This window comes from Pseudomonas granadensis (assembly GCF_900105485.1).
Taxonomy (GTDB): Bacteria; Pseudomonadota; Gammaproteobacteria; order Pseudomonadales; family Pseudomonadaceae; genus Aquipseudomonas; species Aquipseudomonas granadensis.
In genome coordinates this window covers 2,793,648-2,819,097 of sequence record NZ_LT629778.1, presented here as the reverse complement: position 1 = coordinate 2,819,097, position 25,450 = coordinate 2,793,648, and the positions used below count along the sequence as shown (strand labels likewise).

19 protein-coding genes and 1 tRNA gene are annotated in these 25,450 nt (G+C 60.2%); 6 read left to right on the top strand and 14 right to left on the bottom strand.

Features of this window, described 5'->3' with window-relative positions; genetic code table 11:
* Positions 1-5: 5 nt before the first annotated feature.
* Positions 6-101, top strand: a tRNA-Sec gene (locus tag BLU52_RS12455).
* Positions 102-252: 151 nt separating this feature from the next.
* Here BLU52_RS12455 and BLU52_RS12450 read toward each other — a convergent pair.
* The 9 genes from BLU52_RS12450 to BLU52_RS12415 form a co-directional block, all read right to left on the bottom strand.
* Complete coding sequence (locus tag BLU52_RS12450; RefSeq protein ID WP_090283557.1) at positions 253-519, bottom strand: short-chain dehydrogenase; 267 nt, start codon at positions 517-519, stop codon at positions 253-255.
* Positions 516-791: a DUF3077 domain-containing protein gene (locus BLU52_RS12445; protein ID WP_090283555.1), complete on the bottom strand. Its 276-nt coding sequence runs from the start codon at positions 789-791 to the stop codon at positions 516-518. The genes BLU52_RS12450 and BLU52_RS12445 overlap by 4 nt, the downstream gene beginning before the upstream one ends.
* A gap of 118 nt (positions 792-909) precedes the next feature.
* Positions 910-1,068, bottom strand: a complete 159-nt coding sequence (locus BLU52_RS26675) for a hypothetical protein (RefSeq protein ID WP_157720696.1) — start codon at positions 1,066-1,068, stop codon at positions 910-912.
* A gap of 525 nt (positions 1,069-1,593) precedes the next feature.
* The gene (locus BLU52_RS12440) at positions 1,594-2,889 is read right to left on the bottom strand and encodes an OprD family porin (protein ID WP_090283553.1); all 1,296 of its coding nucleotides are present in this window, start codon (positions 2,887-2,889) and stop codon (positions 1,594-1,596) included.
* A gap of 410 nt (positions 2,890-3,299) precedes the next feature.
* Positions 3,300-5,015: an amidase gene (locus tag BLU52_RS12435; RefSeq protein WP_090283550.1), complete on the bottom strand. Its 1,716-nt coding sequence runs from the start codon at positions 5,013-5,015 to the stop codon at positions 3,300-3,302.
* A gap of 1,146 nt (positions 5,016-6,161) precedes the next feature.
* Entirely contained in the window at positions 6,162-7,583 is a 1,422-nt protein-coding gene (locus BLU52_RS12430) for an efflux transporter outer membrane subunit (RefSeq protein ID WP_090283548.1), read from the bottom strand.
* Entirely contained in the window at positions 7,580-10,771 is a 3,192-nt protein-coding gene (locus BLU52_RS12425) for an efflux RND transporter permease subunit (RefSeq protein ID WP_090283546.1), read from the bottom strand. The genes BLU52_RS12430 and BLU52_RS12425 overlap by 4 nt, the downstream gene beginning before the upstream one ends.
* Positions 10,772-10,786: 15 nt before the next feature.
* Positions 10,787-12,040 (bottom strand): multidrug efflux RND transporter periplasmic adaptor subunit MexE, encoded by a 1,254-nt coding sequence (mexE, locus tag BLU52_RS12420; RefSeq protein WP_090283543.1) that lies wholly within the window; start codon positions 12,038-12,040, stop codon positions 10,787-10,789.
* A 1,218-nt stretch (positions 12,041-13,258) separates the two neighbouring features.
* Complete coding sequence (locus tag BLU52_RS12415; protein WP_090283541.1) at positions 13,259-14,998, bottom strand: dipeptidase; 1,740 nt, start codon at positions 14,996-14,998, stop codon at positions 13,259-13,261.
* A gap of 243 nt (positions 14,999-15,241) precedes the next feature.
* On the opposite strand from BLU52_RS12415, the gene gcvA reads away from it, so the two are divergent.
* The 4 genes from gcvA (at position 15,242) to BLU52_RS12395 (ending at position 19,103) form a co-directional block, all read left to right on the top strand.
* A complete protein-coding gene (gene gcvA, locus BLU52_RS12410) occupies positions 15,242-16,135 on the top strand; it encodes a transcriptional regulator GcvA (protein ID WP_090283539.1) in 894 nt (297 codons plus the stop codon).
* Between the two features lie 81 nt (positions 16,136-16,216).
* Positions 16,217-17,044, top strand: coding sequence for a DMT family transporter (locus tag BLU52_RS12405; RefSeq protein WP_090288532.1), 828 nt, complete (start codon positions 16,217-16,219; stop codon positions 17,042-17,044).
* Positions 17,045-17,072: 28 nt separating this feature from the next.
* Positions 17,073-17,834, top strand: a complete 762-nt coding sequence (locus tag BLU52_RS12400) for an SDR family oxidoreductase (protein WP_090283537.1) — start codon at positions 17,073-17,075, stop codon at positions 17,832-17,834.
* Between the two features lie 306 nt (positions 17,835-18,140).
* Complete coding sequence (locus BLU52_RS12395) at positions 18,141-19,103, top strand: LysR family transcriptional regulator (RefSeq protein WP_090288530.1); 963 nt, start codon at positions 18,141-18,143, stop codon at positions 19,101-19,103.
* Here BLU52_RS12395 and BLU52_RS12390 read toward each other — a convergent pair.
* Positions 19,064-20,161 (bottom strand): alkene reductase, encoded by a 1,098-nt coding sequence (locus BLU52_RS12390; protein ID WP_090283535.1) that lies wholly within the window; start codon positions 20,159-20,161, stop codon positions 19,064-19,066. The two genes, BLU52_RS12395 and BLU52_RS12390, sit on opposite strands and share 40 nt — an antisense overlap.
* Before the next feature lie 31 nt (positions 20,162-20,192).
* Positions 20,193-20,927: an SDR family oxidoreductase gene (locus BLU52_RS12385; protein ID WP_090283533.1), complete on the bottom strand. Its 735-nt coding sequence runs from the start codon at positions 20,925-20,927 to the stop codon at positions 20,193-20,195.
* A gap of 100 nt (positions 20,928-21,027) precedes the next feature.
* Between BLU52_RS12385 and BLU52_RS12380 the strand changes: the two genes are divergently transcribed.
* Entirely contained in the window at positions 21,028-21,984 is a 957-nt protein-coding gene (locus BLU52_RS12380) for a LysR family transcriptional regulator (RefSeq protein ID WP_090283531.1), read from the top strand.
* A gap of 59 nt (positions 21,985-22,043) precedes the next feature.
* On the opposite strand, the gene BLU52_RS12375 is transcribed toward BLU52_RS12380, so the two are convergent.
* The 3 genes from BLU52_RS12375 to BLU52_RS12365 form a co-directional block, all read right to left on the bottom strand.
* Positions 22,044-23,060 (bottom strand): alpha/beta hydrolase, encoded by a 1,017-nt coding sequence (locus BLU52_RS12375; protein ID WP_090283529.1) that lies wholly within the window; start codon positions 23,058-23,060, stop codon positions 22,044-22,046.
* Between the two features lie 23 nt (positions 23,061-23,083).
* On the bottom strand, positions 23,084-23,614 hold the full coding sequence (locus BLU52_RS12370) for a DJ-1/PfpI family protein (protein ID WP_090283527.1): 531 nt from the start codon (positions 23,612-23,614) through the stop codon (positions 23,084-23,086).
* Positions 23,615-24,298: 684 nt separating this feature from the next.
* Entirely contained in the window at positions 24,299-25,297 is a 999-nt protein-coding gene (locus tag BLU52_RS12365) for a LacI family DNA-binding transcriptional regulator (protein WP_090283525.1), read from the bottom strand.
* Positions 25,298-25,450 lie beyond the last annotated feature (153 nt).

Genomic DNA, 25,450 nt, shown 5'->3' with positions numbered 1-25,450 from the left:
ATCAAGGAAGGCAATCGCGCCCGGTGGCGCGGCCGGGCTTCAAACCCGGTTGGGGACGGCATCCGTTCCCGGGCAGGTTCGACTCCGGCTGCCCTCCGCCAGTTTTACTCAACGCTATCCGCAGTCCTGTGTGGGAGCGAGCTTGCTCGCGAAGGCGGTGTACCAGTCGACACTCTCAGTGTCTGGCCGAACGCCTTCGCGAGCAGGCTCGCTCCCACAGCTTGTATTTTGGCAGTGGTATTTGGGTATATATCAAACCCGCAAACGAATCTGCCGGCCCAACACATCCATCACATCGCAACCATCACGCAGCAACATCGCCGCCGCGTGCGCCAGTTGCTGTACGTCGGCGCCTTTGGCTGAGGCGATATCCAGGCTGGCGAGGCTTTCCATCATCTGCGTGACGGCGAGAAAGCGACTGGCGGCGCTGCTGTGCAAGACGTCGAGCGGGGCTTCGGTGGCAACCAGCAGAACGGGGGCGCTGTGTTCGTTGTGGGTCATCGAAAGATGGGCATTCATACGTTCACCTTGGTCTGAGCGGCTTGCTCACCGTTGATGGAGGCCACGATCAAAGCGCGGGCGTTGGCGAGCATTTGCTGGCTGGCCCAGCGCAAGGAGCTGCTGTGGTCCGGGCGAGCGATGTTGGTGGCCTGGTGGGCGAGGACTTCGGCGCAATTGAGGTAAACGGCCGCGTGTTCCAGGGCGTCGAGGAGGGGGATATCGGGTTGGACGGTGAAAGGGTGGTGAGAGACTTTGTCGCGGGGAATGGACTTTGTAGTTGGCTCGGACATCGGCGTAGCTCCTAAGTCATTTGGAAAACAATGCACACCTTGAGGATTGCCGAGCCGTCAAACCCGGTCACGAATGAGTCGTGACAGGGCGCGAGGATAGGGAGTGCGGCCAAACCCGTCAACCGCCGCCAGCCTTGCGAACTTGCCCAATACCCTTGTAGGAGTGAGCCTGCTCGCGATAGCGTTCGTTCAGCCACAAGTGTTGTGGCTGACCTGCCGCCATCGCCAGCAGGCTGGCTCCCACAGGGAACTTGGGTGTGCCTGGACATTCAGCCATCACATAGAACCTGTGGGAGCTTGCCTGCAAGCGATAGCGGTTGAACATTCAACCACTAATTGACTGAAGGTCAGCCATCGCCAGCAGGCTGGCTCCCACAGGGAACTTGGGTGTGCCTGGACATTCAGCCATCACATAGAACCTGTGGGAGCTTGCCTGCAAGCGATAGCGGTTGAACATTCAACCACTAATTGACTGAAGGTCAGCCAACGCCAGCAGGCTGGCTCCCACAGGGAACTTGGGTGTGCCTGAACATTCAGCCATCACATAGAACCTGTGGGAGCTTGCCTGCAAGCGATAGCGGTTGAACATTCAACCACTAATTGACTGAAGGTCAGCCATCGCCAGCAGGCTGGCTCCCACAGGGAACTTGGGTGTGCCTGAACATTCAGCCATCACATAGAACCCGTGGGAGCTTGCCTGCAAGCGATAGCGGTTGAACATTCAACCACTAATTGACTGAAGGTCAGCCATCGCCAGCAGGCTGGCTCCCACAGGTTGATTGCATTTCAAATCAAGCAGCCGTCAGAAGCCCAACGGGTACTCGATCACCACATAAATCCGGTCAATGTCATCGCCGGCCTGCGCCTCGTTCGCCCGGTGGGTGACGTGCGACAGCTGCAGCGACAGGTCCTTGGCCGCGCCAGACTGGACGACGTATTTCAAGTCGATATCGCGTTCCCAGTGCTTGCCGCCATCGCCTTGCTGTGGCTGGTATTGGCCGCTGTCGGCGTCGAACGGGTTGTACGCGCCGTCCTTGGGGGCGTGGGTGCCGTCGATGTGGTTGCCGGTGACGTAGCGGGTCATGAACTTCAAACCCGGGATGCCGAAGGCGCCGAGGTCGAGGTCGTAGCGGGCTTGCCAGGAGCGTTCTTTGGCGCCGTTGAAATCGGCGTATTTGATTGAGTTGGCGAGGTAGATCGAGTCACCGCCGACGAAATCGAAGGGGGTGTCGCCGTTGATGCGTTGCCAGCCGAGCATAACGGCGTGTGGGCCGAAGGCGTATTTGCCGGACAGGCTGAACGCGGTGTTGTCGATCTCGCCGACCAATGCGCGGCCGGTGTCGCGGGTGTGGTAGAGGTTGGCATCGAGCAGCAGACCGGACTGTTTGAAATGCAGATTGCCGTAGTACTGGTGCCAGGTGTCGCTCAGCTCCGAGGCGTACAGCGCGCCGCCCAGCGGCTCGTCGCTGAACAGGTCCGCGCCGACAAAGCTGATGCCGCCGGTCTCGGTGTTAGCGCCGTAACCGTAGAAATCGCCGTGGCCGGAGGAGCTATCCTGGTTCTTGAACGCGGTGAAGTGGCCGGCGACCAGGTTGGCGTTGTCGAACTCGGCGCTGTTGAGCAGAAAACCCGTGGCGTATTCCGGTTGCAGGCGTTTGTCGGAGGTGTCGAACACCGGGGTTTCGACGGCCATTTCGCCGAAGGCGAGGGTGGTGCGTGAGGCTTTCAGTTTCAGCGAACCACCGGCGCTGGAGTAGTCGTTTTCGCTGCGGCCGTTGCTGTCGACGGGCAGCAGGCCAGTTCCGGAATGGCCTCTGCCACCGTCCAGTTTCAGCCCGGCGAAGGCGTGGGCATCGATACCGAAGCCGACGCTGCCTTCGGTGAAACCGGATGAGAAGGTGCCGATAAAGCCTTGAGCCCATTCCTGTTTGTAGTTTTTGCCAGAGGGTGTGGGCGAGCGGTAGTCGTTGCTCAGGTAGAAATTGCGGCTCAGGACCTGGCTTTTAGCATCGTCGAAGAAACCGCTGGCGTGGGCGGTGGTGTGCAGACCGCAGAGCAGCGCAAGCAGGGTGAGGCGCGAAGGGGCGCGGTCGATCATGGTCAGTGGCCAGCGGTGGTGGGGTTGGCCGGGATGATCGGGGAATTGCGGGGGGAGGGATTGGGCGGATGTGCTCAGTTCATGCCGTGACACAAACCCTTGTAGGAGTGAGCCTGCTCGCGATGGCGATGTGTCAGTCAATTTCATCGAAGCTGACACACCGCCATCGCGAGCAGGCTCACTCCTACAGTGGATTTCGGTTCGGCATCAGAACTGTGGTGAATTGGCTGGCGTCATCGCCAGCAGGCTGGCTCCCACAGGTTGACTGCGTTCCAACAGGAAGAATGCGATCAAAATGTGGGAGCTTGCCTGCAAGCGATAGCGGTTGAACACTCAACCTTTCATTGACTGAAAGTCAGCTATCGCCAGAGGGCTGGCTCCTACAGTGATTGCATTTCAAATAAAGATCTTCACTGCCCCTTGGCCGACAGCGGTGGTGTGCGCGGGGGGATCTGGCGTTTGTTGGCGGTGGATTCGAAGGCGGCGGCCAGGCGCAGCAGGCTGGAGTCATCGTAGGCGCGGCCGGCGAAGGTCAGGCCGACGGGCATGCCGATGTCGGCCATGACACCCATGGGCACGGTGACGGTCGGTACGCCGAGGTGGCGGATCGCGAGGTTGCCATTGGCCACCCAGATGCCGTTGCTCCAGGCGATATCGGCGGAGGCCGGATTGACGTCCGCGTCCGCCGGGCCGACGTCGGCGACGGTGGGGAACAGCACGGCGTCGAGGCCGAGGTTGTCCATCCAGTCTTCGAGGTCGATACGTCGGGTCTGTTCGAGGCCGCGCAGGCCGTCGGCAACGGTGGGGATTTCATTCCACGGAGTGATGCCGCGTTCGGCCATGCGCACATATTCGTCCATGCCGGCGGCCAGATCGCCTTCACGGTTGGGCAGGGTGCCCGGATCGTGCGGGAAGATCTTCGGCCCGACGACGTCAACCAGACGATTGAGTTTCGGGTCACCGTTGGCTTGCAGGAAGTCGTCGAACGCCCACGCGGTCAGGTCCCACAGTTCATGATGCAGAAACTCTTTCGACACCAGCCCGCGGTTGAACACGGTTGGCGCGCCGGGGCGATCACCTTCGCAATTGGAGACGAGCGGGAAATCGGTTTCGATCACTTCAGCGCCGGCCGCTTCCAGCGCCTGACGCGCCTGCTGCCACAGCTCGATCACCGAGGCGCGGGTGTTGATGCGCTGGCCGGTCGGGCCGCCGATGCCGGGGGCTTCGCTGGTGCCAGCCTCGGGATCGGCATTGATGTACATGCGCGGAATGGCGAAACGCTTGCCGGCCAGCGCTGCGCGGTCAGTTGCCAGTTCGGCGTAGGACGCCGGGCGCACTTCGCTGACGCGCGGGATCGGCACCCACGGTTGCAGGCGCCAGAGGTCGCCACGGGTGTCCGGGTCTTCGGCGACCACCACGTCGAGCACTTCGAGCAAGTCGGCCATGGTCCGGGCGAAGGGCACCACCACGTCCATGGTAGGCGTCAGCGGCCAGTTGCCGCGCACCGAGATCACCCCGCGCGACGGCGTATACGCGCACAAGCCGTTGTTGGACGCCGGGCCACGGCCACTCGACCAGGTTTCTTCCGCCAGACCGAACGCGGCGAAACTCGCAGCGGTGGCGGTACCGGCACCGTTCGACGAGCCGGAGGCGAACGGCGCGGTCAGGTAGGCGGCGTTGTAAGGGCTTTCAGCCCGGCCATATACGCCGCGCTGCATGCCGCCATTGGCCATCGGCGGCATGTTGGTCTTGCCCAGGCAAATCGCCCCGGCGGCGCGCAGGCGCTCGATGGTGAACGCGTCGCGATGGGCCACCAGATCGGCGAAGGCCGGGCTGCCCGACGCGGCGGTCAGGCCTTTGACCAGATAACTGTCCTTGGCGGTGTAAGGAATGCCGTCGAGCGGGCCGAGGGTCTTGCCTTTGGCGCGGCGTGCGTCAGAGGCGCGGGCCTCGTTCAAGGCTTCGGGGTTGCGCACCACCACGGCGTTCAGCGCGGTCGGTGTGTCGGGGCCGTCGTAGGCATCGATGCGCGCCAGATAGGCCTCGACCAGCTCGACCGCGGTGGTCTGGCCGGATTCGAGTGCGGCGCGCAATTGCGCGATGGACACTTCAGTAACTTCGATCATGCGCGTACCGCCGTTTGCGGTTGGGCGTTGTAGCAATAGCTGTTCATGGCAGTTCTCGTTGCACGGCTTCAGGCGACAAGGTTAAGACTGGCGCCTATTTAACACCAAGCAGCGTGCGGAGTAATCGGCGGAGTGGATTGGTAGCAGATTTTCTTGTTTTTCGAGGGCCTCATCGCCAGCAGGCTGGCTCCCACATTTGGAATGCATTCCAGGCCGTAATGAGTTTCACAGCAAGAATGCATTTCAGGCGGCCATGGGTTTCACGGGAAGAGTGCGTTCCAAATGTGGGAGCTTGCCTGCAAGCGATGGCTTTCTTTCAGGTGCTGAGTTTTTTGGTTTGCTGTGGACATATCCGTTGCTGCGGTCACGGCGGCTTAGGGTTCCGCCCTGACGGCGGGTCACCTTTTCCAAACGCCGAAAAGGTAACCGAAAAGGCTTGCTCCTACGTTCGGCCCTCGCAGGCTCGGGTCCCTTCGCTGCGGGATCGATCCGGGCGCAGCGGCTACGGTTTGCTTCGCTGCACCTCCTTCCGCTGTGTACGACTTCGTCGTACGGTCGCTGCGCTCCCACGCCCGGATCAATCCCTCCGCTCAGCCTTCCGATGTCGCTGGTTAGGCAAGATCAAGATCAAGGGCACGCGAGCTAACGCTCATTGTTGAGTGGTTAGAAGCGGGTGATTGGCTTGGGATTTGTGGTGGATTCGCCCCTCACCCCAGCCCTCTCCCCTTGGAGAGGGAGCCGATTTGTGGGCCGTTCAAAACCTGAGTTCGACTCGGTGTTGCGCGTTGGCGCATCTCTTTCATCCACCCCGGTCAGTTCCCTCTCCCTCCGGGCGGTCCGACGTTTCGGGAGGGCTGGGGTGAGGGGATCTGCAGGCCTACCGCGTTATCGTTCATCGCCAGCAGGCTGGCTCCCACAGGTCGACCGCATCCCAACTGAAAGAATGCGATCAAAATGTGGGAGCTTGCCTGCAAGCGATGGCGGCCGGTCAGCCGACACCACTGAAACTGACCCACCACGACCCCCAACAAAATCACAAACCATAAAAAACCATAAAAAAACCAAAAAAAAACCCCGCGACCGAATGATACGCGGGGCAAAAAAATTGGTTGGTTGCGGCCAACCAAAGGAGCTCAGTTACAACGGTTATTTGCTGGCAACGGTCTCCGGCTGCCAGCCGCCGCCGAGGGCTTTGTAGATGGCGACGATGCCGCGATACAGATCAACTTCGGCCTGGGCCTGGCTGTCTTCGGCGTTCAGCCGTTCGCGCTGTGCATCGAGCAACACGAGGAAGTCGGTGGTGCCTTCGCGGTAGCGGATTTCAGCGAGGTCGGCGGCCTTGCGGCTCGATTCACTCTGGCGGATCAGCGAAATCAGCCGTTGCTGACGCTTGCCGTAATCGCTGAAGGCGTTTTCCGATTCTTCCAGCGCCAGCAGCACTTGCTGCTCATAGGTCGCCAGGGCGCCTTCGGCTTCGGCATCGGCGCCGCGCAAACGGGCGCGCACGCTGCCGAGGTCAAATGCAGCCCAGGTGATGCTCGGGCCGAGGGCCCAGGCGTTGGCGGCCGAGGAGCCGATTTGCGAGCCGCGCCCGGCGGTCCAGCCGAGGAAGCCGCTGAGGCTGACCCGTGGGAACAGATCGGCCTTGGCCACACCGATGCGCGCCGTGGCTGAGGCCAGTTGGCGTTCAGCGCTGAGAATGTCCGGGCGACGTTGCAGCAGTTCACCCGGATCGCCGATCGGCAAGGCCTTGGCAATCGCTGGCAGGTCTTTCGGGCTGAGGTCGACGGTCAGCTTGTCCGGGCGCTCGCCGAGCAGGGTGGCGATGCGGTTTTTCTGCCGCACCTGTTCCGCCTGCAATTGCGGCACGGTCGCTTCGACGTTGGCCAGGCGCGCATCGGCGCGTTCGACGTCGAGCTGATCGCCGACACCGGCATCACGCAGGCTGACGGTGATCTTGCGCGACTCGACCTGGTTGTTCAGGTTGGCCACGGCAATCTTTTCACGCAGTTGCGCACCACGCAGTTGCCCGTAAGCGTCGACCAGTTCGGCAATCATGGTGACTTGCAGTTGATACAGGTCGGCTTCGGCCGCCTGCTGGTCGGCGTCGCTGGCTTCCAGATTGCGCTGGATGCGCCCGAACAGGTCCAGTTCCCAAGCCATGTCCAGGCCCAGATCGTAGCGTTCGCTGTTGACCCGGTCGGTGGTCTGGCCAGGAATCTGGCCTTTGCCCAGGTCACTGCTGGCACGGCTGGTGATGGTCGGCATCGCGTCGTTGCTGGCATCGTCGCGGATCGCCCGAGCGGCTTTCCAGCGGGCGAACGCTACGCGCAGTTCACGGTTGCCTTGCAGCGATTGCGTGACCAACTGGTTGAGGGTCGGGTCATCGAATTGCTGCCACCAGATGCCTTCGAATTTCGACCGGTCGAAGTTCTTTTGCCCGGCGGCGCCGTCGGTGGCGGCCGTGATGTTGGCCGCCTCCGTGGCTGGGGTCTTGTAGTCGGGGCCGACGGCGCAGGCGCTGAGGGCCAGCACCAACAGGCTCGGCAGGAAGACTTTCAGACTCATTGATGCGCCTCCAGTGGCTTTGGAAGGTTGTGCGCCTTGGCCGCCTTGCGGGCCTCACTGCGTTCAACGAAGTTACGGATCAGCACGTAGAACACTGGCGTCAGCAACAGACCGAAGAAGGTCACCCCGAGCATCCCGGAGAACACCGCCACACCCATGGCGTGACGCATCTCGGCACCGGCACCGCTGGAGAACACCAGTGGCACCACACCCATGATGAACGCGAAGGAGGTCATCAGGATCGGCCGCAGACGCAGACGGCAGGCTTCCAGCACCGCGGCGAGCGGGTCGAGGCCTTCTTCCTGTTTGTCCTTGGCGAATTCGACGATCAGAATCGCGTTCTTGCATGCAAGTCCCACCAGTACGATGAGGCCGATCTGGGTGAAGATGTTGTTGTCACCGCCCGAGATGATTACGCCGGTGATGGCCGACAGCAGGGTCATCGGTACGATCAGGATCACCGCCAGTGGCAGGCTCCAGCTTTCGTACTGCGCGGCGAGCACCAGGAACGCCAGCAGTACGCAGAGCGGGAACACGAACAGCGCGGTGTTGCCAGACAGAATCTGCTGGTAGGTCAGGTCGGTCCACTCGTAGGTCATGCCGTTCGGCAGTTCGTCCTTGAGCAATTTCTCGATGGCTTTTTCGGCCTGGCCGGAGCTGTAACCGGGAGCTGCCGCACCGTTGATTTCAGCGGTGATGAAGCCGTTGTAATGCATCACACGATCCGGACCCGAGGTGTCGCTGACCTTGATGAAGGTCGCCAGCGGGATCATTTCGCCTTTGTTGTTGCGTACTTTCAGCTGACCGATCTGATCGGATTCGAGGCGGAACTGTTGTTCGGCCTGAACGTTGACCTGATAGGTGCGCCCGAAGCGGTTGAAGTCGTTGGCATACAGCGAACCCAGGTAGATCTGCAGGGTGTCGAAGATGTCGCTGACGGCCACGCCGTGGGTCTTGGCTTTTTCGCGGTCGATGGCGGCATCGACCTGTGGCACGTTCACGGTGTAACTGGTGAACAGACCGGCCAGTTCCGGCACGTTGTGGCTCTTGTTGATGATGTTCATGGTTTCTTTGTACAGCTCGTCGTAACCGAGGTTGCCACGGTCTTCGATTTGCAGACGGAAACCACCAATGGTGCCCAGACCCTGTACTGGCGGTGGCGGGAAGATCGCCATGTACGCCTCTTGAATGTTCGCGTACTGGCCGTTCAAGGCCCCGGCGATTGCCCCGGCAGACATGCTCGGGTCTTTACGCTCGTCGAACGGTTTCAGGGTGACGAACACGATGCCGGCGTTCGGGCTGTTGGTGAAGCCGTTGATCGACAGGCCCGGGAACGCTACGGCGCTTTCCACGCCTGGCTGTTTCAGCGCCAGGTCAGACATGCGCTTGATCACGTCTTCGGTACGGTCCAGGCTCGAGGCGTCCGGCAGTTGCGCGAAGGCCACGAGGTATTGCTTGTCCTGGCCGGGGACGAAACCGGTCGGCGTGCTGGAGAAACCGAAGAACGTCAGCACCATCAGGCCTGCGTACAGCAGCAGGGCGATGCCGCTGCCACGAATAACCCGGCGCACGGTGCCGACGTAGCCATGGCTGGCGCGATCGAAGAAACGGTTGAACGGGCGGAACAGCCAGCCACCGAAGATCTTGTCGAGCACTTTCGAGAAGCGGTCTTTCGGTGCGTCGTGGCTTTTCAGCAGGACGGCGGCCAGCGCTGGCGACAGGGTCAGCGAGTTGAAGGCCGAGATCACCGTCGAGATGGCGATGGTCAGGGCGAACTGCTTGTAGAACTGCCCGGTGAGGCCGGAAATGAACGCTGCCGGTACGAATACCGCACACAGCACCAGCGCCGTCGCAATGATCGGGCCGGTCACTTCACGCATTGCCCGTTTGGTCGCTTCGACCGGTGTCAGTCCGAGCTCGATGTTTCGCTCGACGTTCTCCACCACCACGATGGCGTCGTCCACCACGATACCAATCGCCAGTACCAGACCGAACAGTGACAAGGCGTTGAGCGAGAAACCGAACAGGTGCATCACCGCAAACGTACCGATCAACGATACCGGCACCGCCACCAACGGAATGATCGAGGCGCGCCAGGTCTGCAGGAACAGGATCACCACCAGCACCACGAGAATCAGCGCTTCGAACAGGGTGTGAACCACCGCTTCGATCGAGCCGCGCACGAAGATCGTCGGGTCGTAGACGATGCTGTAGTCCATGCCCTGCGGGAAGCCTTTCTTCAGCTCTTCCATCTTGCCGCGAACTTCGTTCGAGATATCGATGGCGTTGGAGCCCGGACGCTGGAAGATCGGGATCGCCACGGCCGGCTGGTTGTTCAGCAGCGAACGCAAAGCGTATTGGCTGGAACCGAGTTCGACGCGGGCGATGTCTTTGAGGCGGGTGATTTCACCGTCGTCGCCGGCACGAATCACGATGTTTTCGAACTCTTCCTCAGTGACCAGACGGCCCTGAGTGTTGATCGACAGCTGGAAGCTTTGCGCGGTCGGGGCAGGGGGCGCGCCGAGCTGGCCGGCAGCGACCTGACGGTTCTGCTCGCGGATCGCAGTGACCACGTCGGTTGCGGTCAGATTGCGCGAAGCGGTCTTGTTCGGATCGAGCCAGACACGCAGCGAGTAATCGCCCATACCGAACAGTTGCACGTCACCGACACCGCCGAGACGCGCCAGCTCATCCTTGATGTTGAGGATCGCGTAGTTGGACAGGTAGAGCATGTCGTAGCGCTTGTCCGGCGAGGTCAAGTGCACAACCATGGTCAGGTCGGGCGAGGCCTTGTCGACGGTGATACCGATGCGCGTCACTTCTTCTGGAAGCTTCGGCTCGGTCCGGGTCACGCGGTTCTGCACCTGCACCTGCGCGTTGTCCAGGTCAGTGCCCAGGGCGAAGGTGATGGTCAGGGTGATCTTGCCGTCAGCGGTCGATTGCGAGGACATGTACAGCATGTTCTCGACGCCGGTGATGGCTTGTTCCAGCGGCGCAGCCACGGTTTCACCGATGACCTTGGGGTTGGCACCCGGGAAGTTGGCACGCACCACCACGGTCGGCGGTACGACTTCCGGGTATTCGCTGATCGGCAACTGGAACAGCGAGATCGCACCGGCGATCAGGATCAACAGCGACAGCACCGCTGCGAAGATCGGCCGGGAAATGAAGAATTGGGAAAAATTCATCGGAGTTGTCGTCCCTTAACCGCGTGGGGTCGTAGCAGCCAGCTTCGCAGCCGAACCCGACGCACCCTTGGCAGGGGCGACTTTGGGCAGGTTGCTGGCTTCCAGCGCTTGACGTTGTTGGGCGAGGGCGGCGAGGGTCTGCTCGCTGGCCATCGGAATCACTTCAGGGGTGACTGGCGAGCCGGGACGCACCCGCTGCAGGCCCTTGACGATGATCGTGTCGTCTTTTTGCAGACCGGTGCGGACGATGCGCAGGCCTTCGATTTTCGGCCCGAGTTCGACAGGGCGGTACGCGGTTTTGTTGTCCGCATCCATCACCAGGACGAACTTCTTGCCCAGGTCAGTACCGACGGCTTCGTCGTTGATCAGCATGGCGTTGTAGGTGCCGCTGCCGACCAGTTTCAGCCGTGCGTACAGGCCCGGGGTATAGGTGCCGTCAGTGTTGTCGAACACCGCGCGGCCACGGATGGTGCCGGTTTTCGGGTTGACCTGGTTGTCGACGAAGTTCATCTGACCCAGGTGGGGGTTGCCGTCCTCGTTGGACAGGCCCATGTACACCGGGGTCGTCGCACCGCGCTGACCGTTGCGGGCCAGTTGGGTGTACTTGAGGAATACGCGCTCGTCGGCGTCGAAGTAGGCGTAGACCTTGTCGGTCGAGACGACGCTGGTCAGGGCAGTGGTGTCGGCGGTCACCAGGTTGCCGGCAGTGATTTCGGCGCGGCTGACGCGGCCACTGATCGGCGCGGTGACGCGGGTGAAGCTCAGGTTCAGTTTGGCCAGGTCGAGTTGCGCTTGCAGAGCACCGACGGCGGCGCGGGCTTCTTGGGCGGCGCTGGTGCGCGAATCAGCCAGTTCGGCGGAGATCGCGTTGCTGGTGCGCAGACGTTCGCCGCGAGCGGCTTCATTTTCACTGCGGGTGGCGGTGGCGCGGGCCTGGGCGACCAGTGCTTCGAGGCGGCGGACCTCGGCCTGGAACGGACGCGGGTCGATCTGGAACAGCAGGTCGCCTTTCTTGACCAGTGCGCCTTCGGTGAAGGCTACCTGATCGATCTGGCCGGAGACCCGCGGGCGGATTTCAACGGTTTCCGGCGCTTCGAGGCGCCCGGTGAATTCGTCCCACTCATTGACCGGTTGTTCGAGCACCTTGGCCACGCTGACTTTTGCAGGGGGCATGGCAGCGGTGGTCTCCGGGGTCTTGCCGCAGGCGCTCATCACCAGTACGGCCAACAGGGCCATCGGGAAGCGCAAATGTTTGAGTGAATGTTCCATGGATGCATCCGCCAAAGTATTGAAGATGGGCGGATGATGCTCGGCGGGGTGTGATGGCACGAATCGAATGAAGCAAAGGTAACTATCATTCGGAATGATATAAGACCCGAATCAGCCCTCTAGCGTGCGCCTTTCGTTAGGGGGCTATCAATAGGTTTTTGGGCAATGATGTGTTGCTTTTCGCGCAACGATCACGATTCGTGGGTGGCGCTGGATTTTGTGGGAGCTTGCCTGCAAGCGATGGCTTGCTTTCAGGCGGTGAGATTTTTGTTTTGGGTACATATCCGTTGCTGCGGGTATTGCGGCTGGCGGTTTCGCCCTTACGGCGAGTCCCTTTTTCAGACGCCAAAAAGGAACCAAAAGGCTTTGCTCCTGCGTTCGGCCCTCGCAGGCTCGGGTCCCTTCGCTCCGGGATCGATCCGGGCGCAGCGGCTACGGTTTGCTTCGCTGCACCTCCTTCCGCTGTGTCTGGCTGCGCCAGACGGTCGCTGCGCTCCCACGCCCGGATCAATCCCTGCACTCAGCCTTCCGATGTCGCTGGTTAGGCAAGATCAAGATCAAAAGCACTCGAGCTGGCGCTCATTGTTGAGTGGTGAGAAGCGGGTGGTTGGCTTTGGATCGGCGGTGTATTCGCCCCTCACCCCAGCCCTCTCCCGAGGGAGAGGGGGCCGATTCGTGGGCCGTTCAGAACTTGAGTACGACTCGGTATTGCATGTTGGCGTATGTCTGCCAATCACCGCGGTCAGTCCCCTCTCCCTCCGGGAGAGGGCTAGGGTGAGGGGCTTTTGATTTTCTATTGCTGGCCTGGTGGTGCAAGCGATCCCTGTGGGAGCTTGCCTGCAAGCGATGGCGGCCGCACTGGGACACTTTCATCGCCAGACCCACCGCCATCGCCAGCAGGCTGGCACCCACGGGTATCCGAGTTCCAACTGACCAATGCGATCTAATGTGGGAGCTTGCCTGCAAGCGATGGCGGCCGCACTGGGACACTTTCATCGCCAGACCCACCGCCATCGCCAGCAGGCTGGCACCCACAGGTATCCGAGTTCCAACTGACACAATGCGATCTAATGTGGGAGCTTGCCTGCAAGCGATGGCGTCCCCACAGGCGGCACTTCCATTGCCAGACCCACCGCCATCGCCAGCAGGCTGGCTCCCACAGGTTTACGCGGCGATTAAAACGCCGAACCCACCATTGCGGCGGGTTCGGCAGGCCGATCAGAGCTTCGGCAACTGGCCGATGCGGCCGATCATTTCGGTGACGATCTGCAGGTCCAGCTGGAATTGCTCGACGGTCTTGAATTCGCCGTCGGTGTGGCCGGTGTATTTCACGTCCGGCATGGCCAGGCCGAACTGCACGCCGTTAGGCAGTTCATGCACCGACGTTGCACCGGCAGAGGTGCCGAACTCGTGTTTCATGCCAAGGTTTTCAGTGGCGACCGCCAGCAACGCCTTGACCCATTCACCCTCGGGGTTGCGGTACATCGGCGCCGCGACCGAATAATCGAACGCCACCGCGACGTGGGTTTTCTTGCTCCAGGCGGCAAGTTTGTCGGCGATTTCGGTTTTCAGTTTCTCCGGCGATTTGCCTTTCGGCACACGCAGATTGACCGCCAGTTTGAAGGTCTTGTCGTCCATGCCAACAAAGGTCGGCGAGGTGGTCAGCGGCCCCATGAACGCGTCGGAGAAGCCGACGCCGAGCTTGTTGCCGAGATAATCCAGGCCCCAGTTGTCGGCGAGGTAACGGGCGGCGTCGGTGATGTGGTTGTGCTTGAGCGCGACCTTGCCATCAAGGCTATTGATGAAGTCGAGCATGCGCGCCACCGGATTGACCCCGGACTCGGGTTCGGAGGAGTGCGCGGACACGCCGGTCACCGTCAGTTTGACGTCCTTGCCATCGACTTTGGCGCTGACCTCGAAATTGCCGCCGTTGCGCCAGGCGTATTCGCTACCGGCCTTTTGCAGGCTGGCCGCCAGTTCCGCGGGCTTGTCGGTAAGCAAGGTGGCCACCGAGGCCGACGGAATCTGGTTGGTCGCCATGCCGCCGGTCAACGCAACGATTTCTGCACCTTTGCCTTCGCCTTTACGTTTGGCGAAGTTGGCCATGACCGTGCCGTAACCTTTTTCGGCGATCACGACCGGGTAACCGCCGTCTAGCGCGAGGTTGTAGTTGGGTGTCGGATTGCGTTCAAAGTAGTAAGGGATCGCGTCACCCGTGGTTTCTTCGGTGGTGTCGACCAGCAGCTTGAAGTTGCGCACCAGCGGCAGCTTTTCTTCCTTGATGACCTTCATCGCGTACAGGGTGACGACGATGCCGTTCTTGTCATCTTCAGTGCCGCGACCGTACATGCGATCACCGATCAGGGTGATCTTGAACGGGGCGAGGCGGGTGCCATCCTTGAGCACCCAGTTTTCCGGCGTCACCGGCACCACATCGGCATGCGCGTGAATGCCCACGACTTCTTCACCGCTGCCGTCGAGGGATATTTCGTAGACGCGATTGTCGATGTTGCGGAATTTCAGACCGAACGACTCGGCGAGGCTCTTGATCTTCGCCGCGATCTTGATGAATTCCGGGTTTTCGTGCTGCTCGACGCCGTCCTTGCGGTAGGTCGGGATCTCGACCAGCTCACGCAGGGTTTCGGTGGCCGCGGCACTGTATTTGACCCGCGTGTACAGCCCGAGCAGGCGGTAGATCTCGTTCTGCTGTTCAGCGGTCAGGGTCTTTTTATTCAGATAAGCACCGATGGCCGGGCTGATCTCGGCTTTTTTAGCCAGATCGCTTTTGCCCAGTTCGCTGAGGAACTGGTGGAAATCAGTCACCGACGCGGCGTTGTAGGTTTTCAGTATTTCGGCGCTTTGCTGCGGGGTGATGTTGGCTTGTGCAGGCGCGATGAAGGCGGCGAGGCCGGCCAGCATCAGTGTGGTCGCCGCGAGTTTTTTGAAAGGGACATTCATTGCGAAAGGCATTCCTTTGCAGAGTGATGAATAAGTCGTGCCTGTACCTCAGGACACATGCACTTACAAACTACCATCGCTGCGCAGGAATGCGGGAGCCCCGAAACGGGACGTGTCGCACAGAACCGCAAAAGCGACGCATCGATGAAAACGTCTCCATGCGCCAAAAGCGCGTCTGGGCTTGATCATGAGCGGTTATTCATGCTCAGCTCGTGGCCGACAATTCGATCGGATGACAGACCCATGAAAGATCTCCCGCCGACCGCGACCTTGCGTGCCTTTGAAGTCGCCACCCGGCACCCGACTTTCACCGCTGCCGCAGAAGAACTGCACGTGACCCAGAGCGCGGTCAGCCATCAGCTCAAACACCTCGAAGCGCTGTGGGGGCTGCCGTTGTTCGAGCGTGGCAAAGCGCTGCGCCTTACCGCCGCGGGGGCAACGCTGGCGCCGATCGTGCGGGAATTTTTCATCAGTCTGGAGGCGACGCTGGCGGATCTGCGCGAGCAAAAGGGCAGGGTGCGCCTGAGCGTCAGCACCACTTATTCCTTCGCGCTGAAATGGCTGTTGCCGCGGTTGCCGAGTCTGTCGCGGCAGCACCCCGAGCTGTTAGTCGCGCTGGATACCACAGACAAAATCATCCATTTCGCCGCTGGCCAGGCTGACGTGGCGATCCGGCTCGGGAAGGGCAATTACCCAGGTCTGTATGCGGAATTTCTGTTCGGCGAGCAGGTGTTTCCGGTCGCCAGTCCCGAATTGTTGCAACGCTTAGGCATGCCGCACAGCCCGGCCGAATTGCTGCACTTTCCGCTGCTGACACGCGATGGCGCCGAACTGGTGCCGAAATGGGAAGCCTGGTTCGAAGCCATCGGGTTGGGGTTTTCGCCCGTTCGCGAAAGCGTCCGGTTTGGCGACACCAACATGACCGTAGAAGCCGCTTTGCTCGGTCAGGGCGTGGCGTTGGTACGCAGCGGCCACGTCGAGAACGAGATTGCCGATGGCCGACTGGTGCGCCTGTTCGATGTGCCATTCGCCTCGCCGCTGGCCTACTACTTTGTCTGCCCGAAGGGCATCGAAGCGCAGCCGCACATAGTCAGCTTTCGCCAATGGTTGATGAGCGAGGCGTTGAAAGTTCGTTAAGTGGATTCATGAGTATTTGCTCATGACACAGTGAGGAGACTTCGCTTCAGTCCGCTGATTGCCTTACCTAATATGGTGCCCATGCCTACTCATATCGTCATCCTGGTTCTTTTTGCCGCACTCCTGCATGCCAGCTGGAACGCACTGCTGCGTGGCGGTGCCGATCGGTTGTGGTCGATGACCGCGATGTGCATCGCCATCGCGATCACTTGTGTCATCGCCGCTGCGTTCATGCCGATGCCCGCCGATGCTAGCTGGGGTTACGCGGTGCTCTCGGCGCTGCTGCACGTCGGCTACAACCTGTTTCTGGTGCGCAGCTACCGAGTCGCTGAACTGGGGCAGGTCTATCCGATTTCCCGTGGATCGTCGCCCGCGCTGATCACCCTCGGTGCTGCCGTTTTCGCCGGTGAACGCATCGCGCCCGGCCAACTGCTTGGCGTTGCACTGGTGTCCGGCGGGATTATTTCGCTGGCCTTTAGCGGCCGCAGGCTGTCGGTACCGAGTCTGCCTTACGCATTGGGCACCGGTTGTTTTATCGCCGCCTACAGCGTTGTCGACGGTATCGGCGCCAGGCTGTCAGGCGCGCCGCTGGCCTACACCGTGTGGATGTGCGCGTTGTGGGGCGTGCTGATGCCAGCGGTGTACATCGGCCTGCGCGACGCCCGCAGCCTGTTCACCCTGCGGCCGGGAACCCTGGCCGCGGTGGTCGGCGGACTGGTGTCATTGCTGGCCTACGCCATCGTCATCTATGCAATGAGCGAAGCGCCGCTGGGCGCGGTATCGGCATTGCGCGAAACCAGCGTGCTGTTCGCAGCGTTGATCGGCTATCTGTTTCTCGGCGAAGCACTCAGCGTCCGGCGGATATTGGCGTGCGTGGTGATCGTCGGCGGCATTTTCATCATCGGCTGACACGGCCGACTGTTCAGGAGCCAGGTTCATGAATGAAGTCTCGCAGGCACCGTTGATGCTGATAACCGGTGGCAGCCGCGGAGTCGGCGCCGCCACGGCCCGCCTCGCCGCCGCGCAAGGCTACGACGTCGCCATCAGCTATGTGGCGAACGAGTCCGCGGCGCGGGCGGTGATCGCCGATGTTCAAGCCGCAGGACGCAGGGGGTTGGCGGTGCGCGCTGACAGTGCCGATCCTGAACAGGTCGCCGAGTTGTTCGCGGCCATCGACCGCACGTTCGGACGCATCGACGTGCTGGTCAACAATGCCGGGATGCTGGCCAGACAATCGCGACTCGAAGACCTCGACTTCGCGCGGATGCAACGCATCTTTGCGGTCAACGCCATCGGGCCGATCCTGTGCGCCCAGCAGGCGATCAAGCGCATGTCGCACCGGCATAACGGCCCGGGTGGCGTGGTGATCAATGTGTCGTCCGCGTCGGCGCGTCTCGGCAGTCCTAACGAATACGTCGATTACGCCGCGTCGAAAGGCGCGCTGGAAACCTTCACCATCGGCCTGGCCAAGGAAGTGGCCCGCGAAGGCATACGCGTCAACTGCATCCGCCCCGGCCATATTTACACCGACATGCATGCCAGCGGCGGCGAACCGGGACGGGTCGACCGCGTCAAGGACTCAATTCCCATGGGCCGCGGCGGGCAACCGGAGGAAGTGGCGCGGGCGATTCTTTGGCTGGCGAGTGCGGAGGCATCGTTTGTCACCGGTACCTTTCTGGATGTGACCGGAGGTAAATGACTCGTTGATAGACGTGCCATCACACCCCGCTGGGTGGGGCACTGATCAACTCCATTTGTGCCAGCCTGGCACGTCTGAATTTCCATTGGCCTGCATTTCCATGTTTCCCGCAAACCCCTAATTTGCACGCTGCGCCTGCCTGTCCATCAACGGCGTTACAGACAGCGCTTGGGCGTGCAATCAAAGCGGATGAATTGATTCAGGGAAACGCTCGAAAAATCATGCCTTACGTGGAATACCTTTTTTGCTCTGCCGTCTCATATGGGCTTTTCAGTGCCTGTGGGTTCATATCAAGAGAAGGCAATGATGATCAGATTTAACGACCTGGCGATTTTTGTGCGTGTGGCAACCGTGGACAGTTTCTCCGCGGTAGCCCGGGAAATGGATCTGTTTCCGGCACAGATCAGCGCCGCCATAAAGCGCTTGGAGTGTGAACTCGATACGCGCCTGTTTGCGCGATCCACACGAAGTCTGCGCCTGACTGCAGAAGGCGAGCGCTATTTGCCTTATGCGCGGGAAGTGCTCAATACCCTGAGCGAGGGGAGAGCCGGATTACAGCAGGACGATCGGCAACTGCATGGGGTTTTGCAGATCGCCAGCGCTTCGGATTTCGGCAGAAACGTGCTGCTCCCGTGGCTCATAGAATTTCGACGCGAGAACCCCGGTCTGGTGCTCCGCGTGATGTTGTCCGACAGCGTCTCGGACATTTTTCGTGATCCCGTAGACGTGGCCGTCCGGTATGGCACGGTACCGAACGCTGACTTCATTTCGCTGCCCTTGGTACCAGGCAATCGCCGCGTCCTCGCGGCATCGCCGGCTTATATCGCGCTGCACGGACGGCCCGAGTCGGTGGAAGACCTGAAGGCGCATGCCTGTCTTCGCTTCCATATGAATGGAAAGCTCTACGACCGGTGGATATTTCCCAGCGTGCCGGAGAATGACTCGGTCATCGTAAACGGCCCTGTTCTGAGTGACGACGCAGACGTCATTCGACGCTGCGCCATCGCCGGCGAAGGGATTTTGTACAAATCATGGTTGGATGTTTGTGAGGATGTAAGTGCCGGTCACCTAGAGGTGTTACTGCCTGATATTCCCGGGGAGCTTTATCCTCTGAGCTTTGTGTGCCCGCACCGCAAGCAGTTTACGCCAGCGCTTCGTTTGCTTTACGCGTACTTGAAAGACAAGTGCGAAGCGCTGCTGCTGACGCACGCCCAGGCGCGCGTCAGTGATCACTGTGTTGCAACCTGGCCGGATGGAAGGCCGGGATAATCGGTGTACCCTTCAACCCCTTGGCTGAACCATGTCGAACGATCCTCCTGCGCCAGTGGCAGGCCCCGGCGCAGCACCCCTGGCAACTGCGGATTGGCAATAAACGGCCGCCCAAACGCGACTGCATCGGCAAGGCCCGTTGCGAGGGCGGCTTTGGCACGCGCCGAATCGTAATCGGAGTTGAGAATCAGCGTGCCTTTGAAGGCCTCACGAATGATTGCGGCGCTTGGAGGATATTCCGACACGCCGAAACTGCCGTCAGCCGGCGGCTCGCGTAGCTCGAGATGAGCAATGCCAATTTCGGACAAGACTTCTGCGGCGCGGGTAAATAGCGGCACAGGGTCACTGTCCCTCACGCCCTGATCATGGCTGCTGGGGGTTAATCGAACCCCGGTCCGGTCAGCCCCGACAACGTGCGCCACCGCTTGGGTCACTTCCCTGAGCAGCCTGACCCGGTTCTCGACCGAGCCGCCATAGGCGTCGGTACGGAAATTGCCGCTGTCACGTAAGAACTGATCGATCAGGTACCCATTGGCGGCGTGGATCTGCACGCCATCAAATCCCGCCAGCAACGCATTGCGACCTGCCTGGACGAACTCGGCAATCAGCGAGGGTATCTCCTCAAGCGGTAGCGCCCGGGCCTGAGAGTAGGGTTGTTTTCCGGCGTAGGTATGGGCCAGTCCAGGCGCTGTCGTTACCGATGGGGCAATGGGTTGTGCGCCATCCAGAAAGCTCGGATGGACCACCCGGCCCATGTGCCAGAGTTGAGCGATTATCCGGCCGCCGGCAGCGTGGACCGCGTCGGTAATCAGTCGCCATCCGGCAATCTGCTCAGCGGACCATATACCCGTGGCGTAAGCCCATCCCAGGCCTTGCTGGCTGATGCCGATCGCCTCGCTGATGATGAGGCCGGCTGTCGCACGCTGGGCGTAGTAGTCGGCCATGATCGGGGTAGGGACGTGATGCTGGGTTCCCCTGGCCCGCGTCATCGGGGCCATGATGATGCGGTTAGGTAACGTGATAGCGCCCAGTTGAAGCGGCTCGAACAGTGTGGTCATAAATACCTCCTACAGAACTGACAAAAGTGCTTCAAACCAGGCGTGCGCCGCCATCGACATTGATCGTCGCGCCGTTCATGAAGCCATTGCTCATCAGGAAAACCACCGCTGCGCCGGCCTCTTCAGCGGTGCCGAGGCGATGCAGCGGCAGCGTCTGCTCGAGCGCGGCGACAAAACCGTCACGCGCATCGCCCATGGCTTTGGCGAGGATCGGCGTGTCGATAGGACCCGGAGAAAGGGTGTTGACCCGCACAGGCGCCAATTCAAGAGCGAGGCCACGGGCGAAGGCTTCCATGGCCGCTGATGCAGCGGCGAGCACCGCCGTCCCATAGGCGTTGGGGCGGTCCGCCAATGACCCGGAAATGAAGGTGACGGAGCCGTCTTTCGAGAGGCGATCACCGAGTGCTCTCAGTGCGTGAATCGAGGCCCAGATTCGCTCATCGAACGCGCGGTGCAGATAGGCAACGTCGGCTTCGAGCACTTTGCCTGCGACGAAAGTGCCGGCCAGCAACACCAGGTGATCGACCTTCGGAATGTCTGCCAGAGCTGCTTGAATCTGCTCAGGCTGGGTGACATCCGCCGCACGCCAGCCATCCAGCCCGTGGGTGTCGGCGGCTTGGCGGGCGCGTTCCGGGTTGGAACCTATTACCACAACTTGGGCGCCAGCCGCTTTGGCCTGAATGGCTGCGGAGAGTCCGATACCGGATGTGCCGCCGACGATCACTACAATGCGATTAATGAGCGGGTTTGGCTGTACTTCAGGCATGTCTGTTTGCTCCTCGAGAGCATCGAATTGATGCTGTGGAGACAGCGTATGCGCTTGGCTCAGCGTTGATAATAGGGCTGTAAGTGGTTACTCTTGTGCCATGAAAGCACAAATTGGTCTGGACCGCCTGACAGGTCTCATCGCCTTCGCTCGCACGGCCTCGCTGGGTAGTTATACAGCGGCTGCACGCGATCTCTCTGTCTCGCCTTCGGCAGTCAGCAAAAGTGTCCAGCGGCTGGAAGAGCATTTCGGCCTGCGGCTCTTCAGCCGAACCACTCGCTCATTGACCCTCACCCCCGAGGGCCGTGAGTTGTACGAGCGTGCATTGCGCGTCATCCGTGAAGTCGAGGACATCGAACAAGCCGCTGTCGCGTCGAGGGGCGAGCCGTCAGGAACGCTGAAAGTGACGGCGCCGCTGCCGATCGGAGTCAATATTCTTGCCCCGGTGCTCCCGGCGTTCCGTGAGCGCTATCCGAAACTGGTGGTCGATCTGCGACTCGGCGATCAGTTCGCCGACATCATCGAACAAGGCATCGATGTCGCCATCAGAGTCGGCAATCTGGCTGACTCGCGGCTGGTATCCAAGCCACTCGGCCCGCATCGAATCTGCACATTCGCATCGCCCGGTTATCTCGCCAGAAAAGGCAAGCCGCGCAACATCGATGATCTGGTCAACCATGATTGCGTGAATTTTCGCTATCAGAGTTCGGGGCAGGCGCTGCGCTGGCCGTTTCAGGTCGGTGAGCGTGTCGTCGAGATCACGCCCGAGGCCACCATGACCATCGATGTAAGCGATGCCGTCGCAATGACGCTCGCGGCAGGCGGCGGCATCGGTATCTCTCCGACCTACGTTGCCGCGCCTTTTGTACAGCGAGGTGAGTTGGTTCCGGTGTTTCCCGAGCACGCCGTAGACCGGTTCGTCATCACCGCACTCTGGCCCGAAAGCCGAAGAGGTAATCCCAACGTGAAGGCATTCGTAGACTTTCTACAGGAAGTCTTCCCGGTGCCGGCGCCTTGGGATGTGATAGTCGAATCGTCCGCAAATGCTGAGCGCTAAGGACGTTTAACCAGATGCATGCCGCACCCAACCGGGAATGCGGCATGCGCAAGGCTCGCTTAGTTGAGGTGAGCCTTGAGCTCTGTGCCTGCCTGTCTCATGGCCGCTTTGACTTCCGGTACCTGGCTCAATGGGTTGAGCAGGCCATAGTCATGGATCATGCCGTTGTAGCGAACCGCCGTGACGTCGACCCCTGCCGCGTCCAGCTTCTGCGCATAGGCTTCGCCTTCGTCTCGTAACACATCCAGCCCCGCGGTTTGAACGAGGGCAGGCGGAAGACCCTTCAGTTGATCGATACTGGCTTTGAGCGGCGATGCGTAAATTTGCGCCCGTGCACTCAGGTCGGTTGTGTAGCTGTCCCAGAACCAGGTCATCATGTTTTTGCTGAGGAAATGACCTTCCGCGAATTGCTTGTAGCTGTCGGTTTCGAAGTGGGAGTCGGTGACCGGCCAGAGGAGCAACTGGAATCGAATCTTCGGGGTGGCTTTCTCTTTGGCCATCAGGCTCACGACGGCCGCCATGTTGCCGCCGACACTGTTACCGGCCACCGCCAGACGCTTGCCATCGACATTGATCTGTTGACCGTTTTCGGCCACCCATTGCGTGGCCGCGTAAGCCTGATTGATGGCGGTGGGATAGTGGGCTTCAGGGGAGGGCGTGTAATCGACATACACCGCGACCGCGCCTGAGGAAACGACCAGGTCGCGAATCAGCCGCGCGTGTGTCGGGTAGTCTCCGAGAACCCAGCCGCCGCCATGAAAGAACATGAACGCGGGAAGCTCTCCTTTGACTTTTTCCGGCCGTATCACCGTCAGTTTGAGGGGTTTACCTTCGAAGGTGATCGTCCTGTGAGTGACCTCCACGCCCGATAAGTCAACCTTTACCGAGTTTTGTGCGCCGGTCAGCACGGCGCGGGCTTCTTTAGGGCTCAGTTGCTCCAGAGGCTTGCCACCACCCGCCGCAAGCGTGTTGAGAAAGGTTTGGGTTTGATGTTCCGGCACCGGATCGGTAGCAGCCATTGCCGACCCGACCGATAGAGCGAGCATCGCCGGCACTGCTTTCACGAGATGTTTCATATTGCCTCCTGAGGCCATTGGTTTTATTTAATGATTTGCTGCGGGGACGTTCGGAGCCACATCGATACGGCGTTGGCAAAAGCTTCAACATCCTTGCCGCTACCGGTGATGATCCATTTCAATATCACTACATCTTCGGGCACGAAGATGGCGCCATAGCTTTTCAACTGAATCACTAACTCGACCGAGTTATCGATGGTCGCTTTTTTTCCAAGCAGAACACCGGCCTGGGCCAGTACTATCGAGCCAAGGCCAATTCCGGCAATCAACTTTCGCGCTTTGTCGAATTTTTGCAGTCTGGAAATAATGTCCGTGTTGTTCCATAAATACTCTTTGGTTCCGGACTCGCCCATCACGGCGATAGCGTCAAAGCAATCGCTATGCAGTTCTTGCAGGTCGTGCGTCTTGAGATTGCCAATTGGCATCTCTTCGGTGTTGCGCACATCAACGGAGAAAATTCTCAAGTTGTATTTTTTGCGCCATATATCCAGGCACGACATGAGCATCGGCGCGTCAATCCGCCTCGGCGGAATAATGATCGCTAAACTTTTCATCGGTGTGTCCTGGCCGTGCAACTTGATAGGTCTGTAACAAGCATCAACCAGTCGAGCGTTCAGATACAGCTGAGTAATGAATGAGGACTTACATCCCAGCGATTTAAATGACTCAGGGGCTTCGTTTCAAAGGCCTCGGCGGCATTTGCACTTTATTTGTGCAAGTGCTGAATACCCGCGCGTGTTCTCTTTTCGGCTGCCGAAAAATATGCTTCGGCTACATAGGGCTCGTGCATGACTTGCGGACTTTCTACAAGTCACGCTGTAAATGAACGTGTGTAGGTAGCCAGTGAGGTGCTGAAATGAATGAGTCACCAGAGAAGCGGCAGACGAGTGAAAGTTACAATCAAATCAGAGTGCATTTTCATGTGTGCCCATCCCAAACTTGCGTTGAAGTACAAGATGCACTTGAGCGCCTCGCATTGCTGCCCGGATGCGTTGACTATGACTTAAGGTATTCACAATCAAACATATGTCAATGGACCATCACCGGCGTATGGAGCCATGCGGAAAACCGCAATCGTCACTATTGCAGTGAGCAGATTCAGGTTCTCTTCCGGTGTCTGATTTTGCAGCGCGCCTCGCTGATCTGTTGCAGCGAGGGCGAGATATTGCATCCCAAGGACTTGGACGCTTGAGCCTTGTATTGCTAACAGGCGTGTGAGCGGTTTCCTCGATAGGTATTTATCGTGCTGAAGGCGCAGCCGAACTTTCACGGATCGTCAGTTCAAACGGCAGGATCAAATGCTGCTCGGGATTGATCTTTTTCTCGATCAGGTTGATCAACATCTCCACGGCCGTGCGTCCAAAACCTTCGGCGGGTTGGGCAATGGTGGTCAGGGGCGGATCGCAGTAGTGCGCCAACGGAATATCATCGAAGCCCACCACGGAGATATCTCCGGGCACCCGCAGGCCGGCTTCCTTGATGCGCTTGAGCGCGCCAATGGCCATTTCATCGTTTTCACAAAACAGCGCGGTAGGGCGATCGCTTAGCGTCAGCAGGGTGGCGGCGCCGTCGTAGCCGGCGCGCAGGCTGAAATCGCCGTGGCAGATGATCGCCGGGTCGCTTGGGATGCCCGCTTTAGTTAGCGCCGCCTGATAACCGGCCACTCGCGCTTGGGTCAGCGGGCTGTGTTGAGGACCCTTGATCAGACCAATCCGCCGATGGCCCAGACCAATCAAGTGTTCAGTCATTGCTTTGGCAGCCGCGTGGTTGTCGAGGCTGATGGTGGGATGGCGTCCGCCCTGGATGACTTCACAGGCGTTGACCATCGGTGGCGGCTGATTGCTGTCAACCGGGAAGGGGTCGTAAGCGCGCAACTGAATCACGCCATCGGCCTGATGCGCGTAGACCAGCTCGGCAAATTCACGCTCGATTTCTTCGCGCCCTTGGGTATCGCACAACAGCAATCGGTAACCGGCGGCCTGGGCCGCCGATTGCGCGCCGCTGATCACCCGAGCGAAAAACGTATTGGCAATTTTCGGCACCAGAATCACCAGGTTGCCGGTGCGCCGCGAGCGAAATTGCACGGCCATCAGGTTGGGGCGATAACCCGCTTGCTCGACCGCTGCATTGACGATGTCTCGGGTGGCCTGGCGCACACGCTCGGGCGATTTCAGGGTGCGCGACACGGTGGCGACCGAAACGCCAGCGAGCCGGGCGACTTCACGGATATTGGACAAAACCACCTCATGTCTGAACTGAACGTCGCACGAGCTTACAGCAGGTCTGCCTGCGCTTGAATCCTTGCGAGCGTGGATTATCGGTTTGACAGCACACGCCCCAGCGCCTAAATTCCTGCTCAGATGTAACCGGTTACATTTGGCTGGAAACAG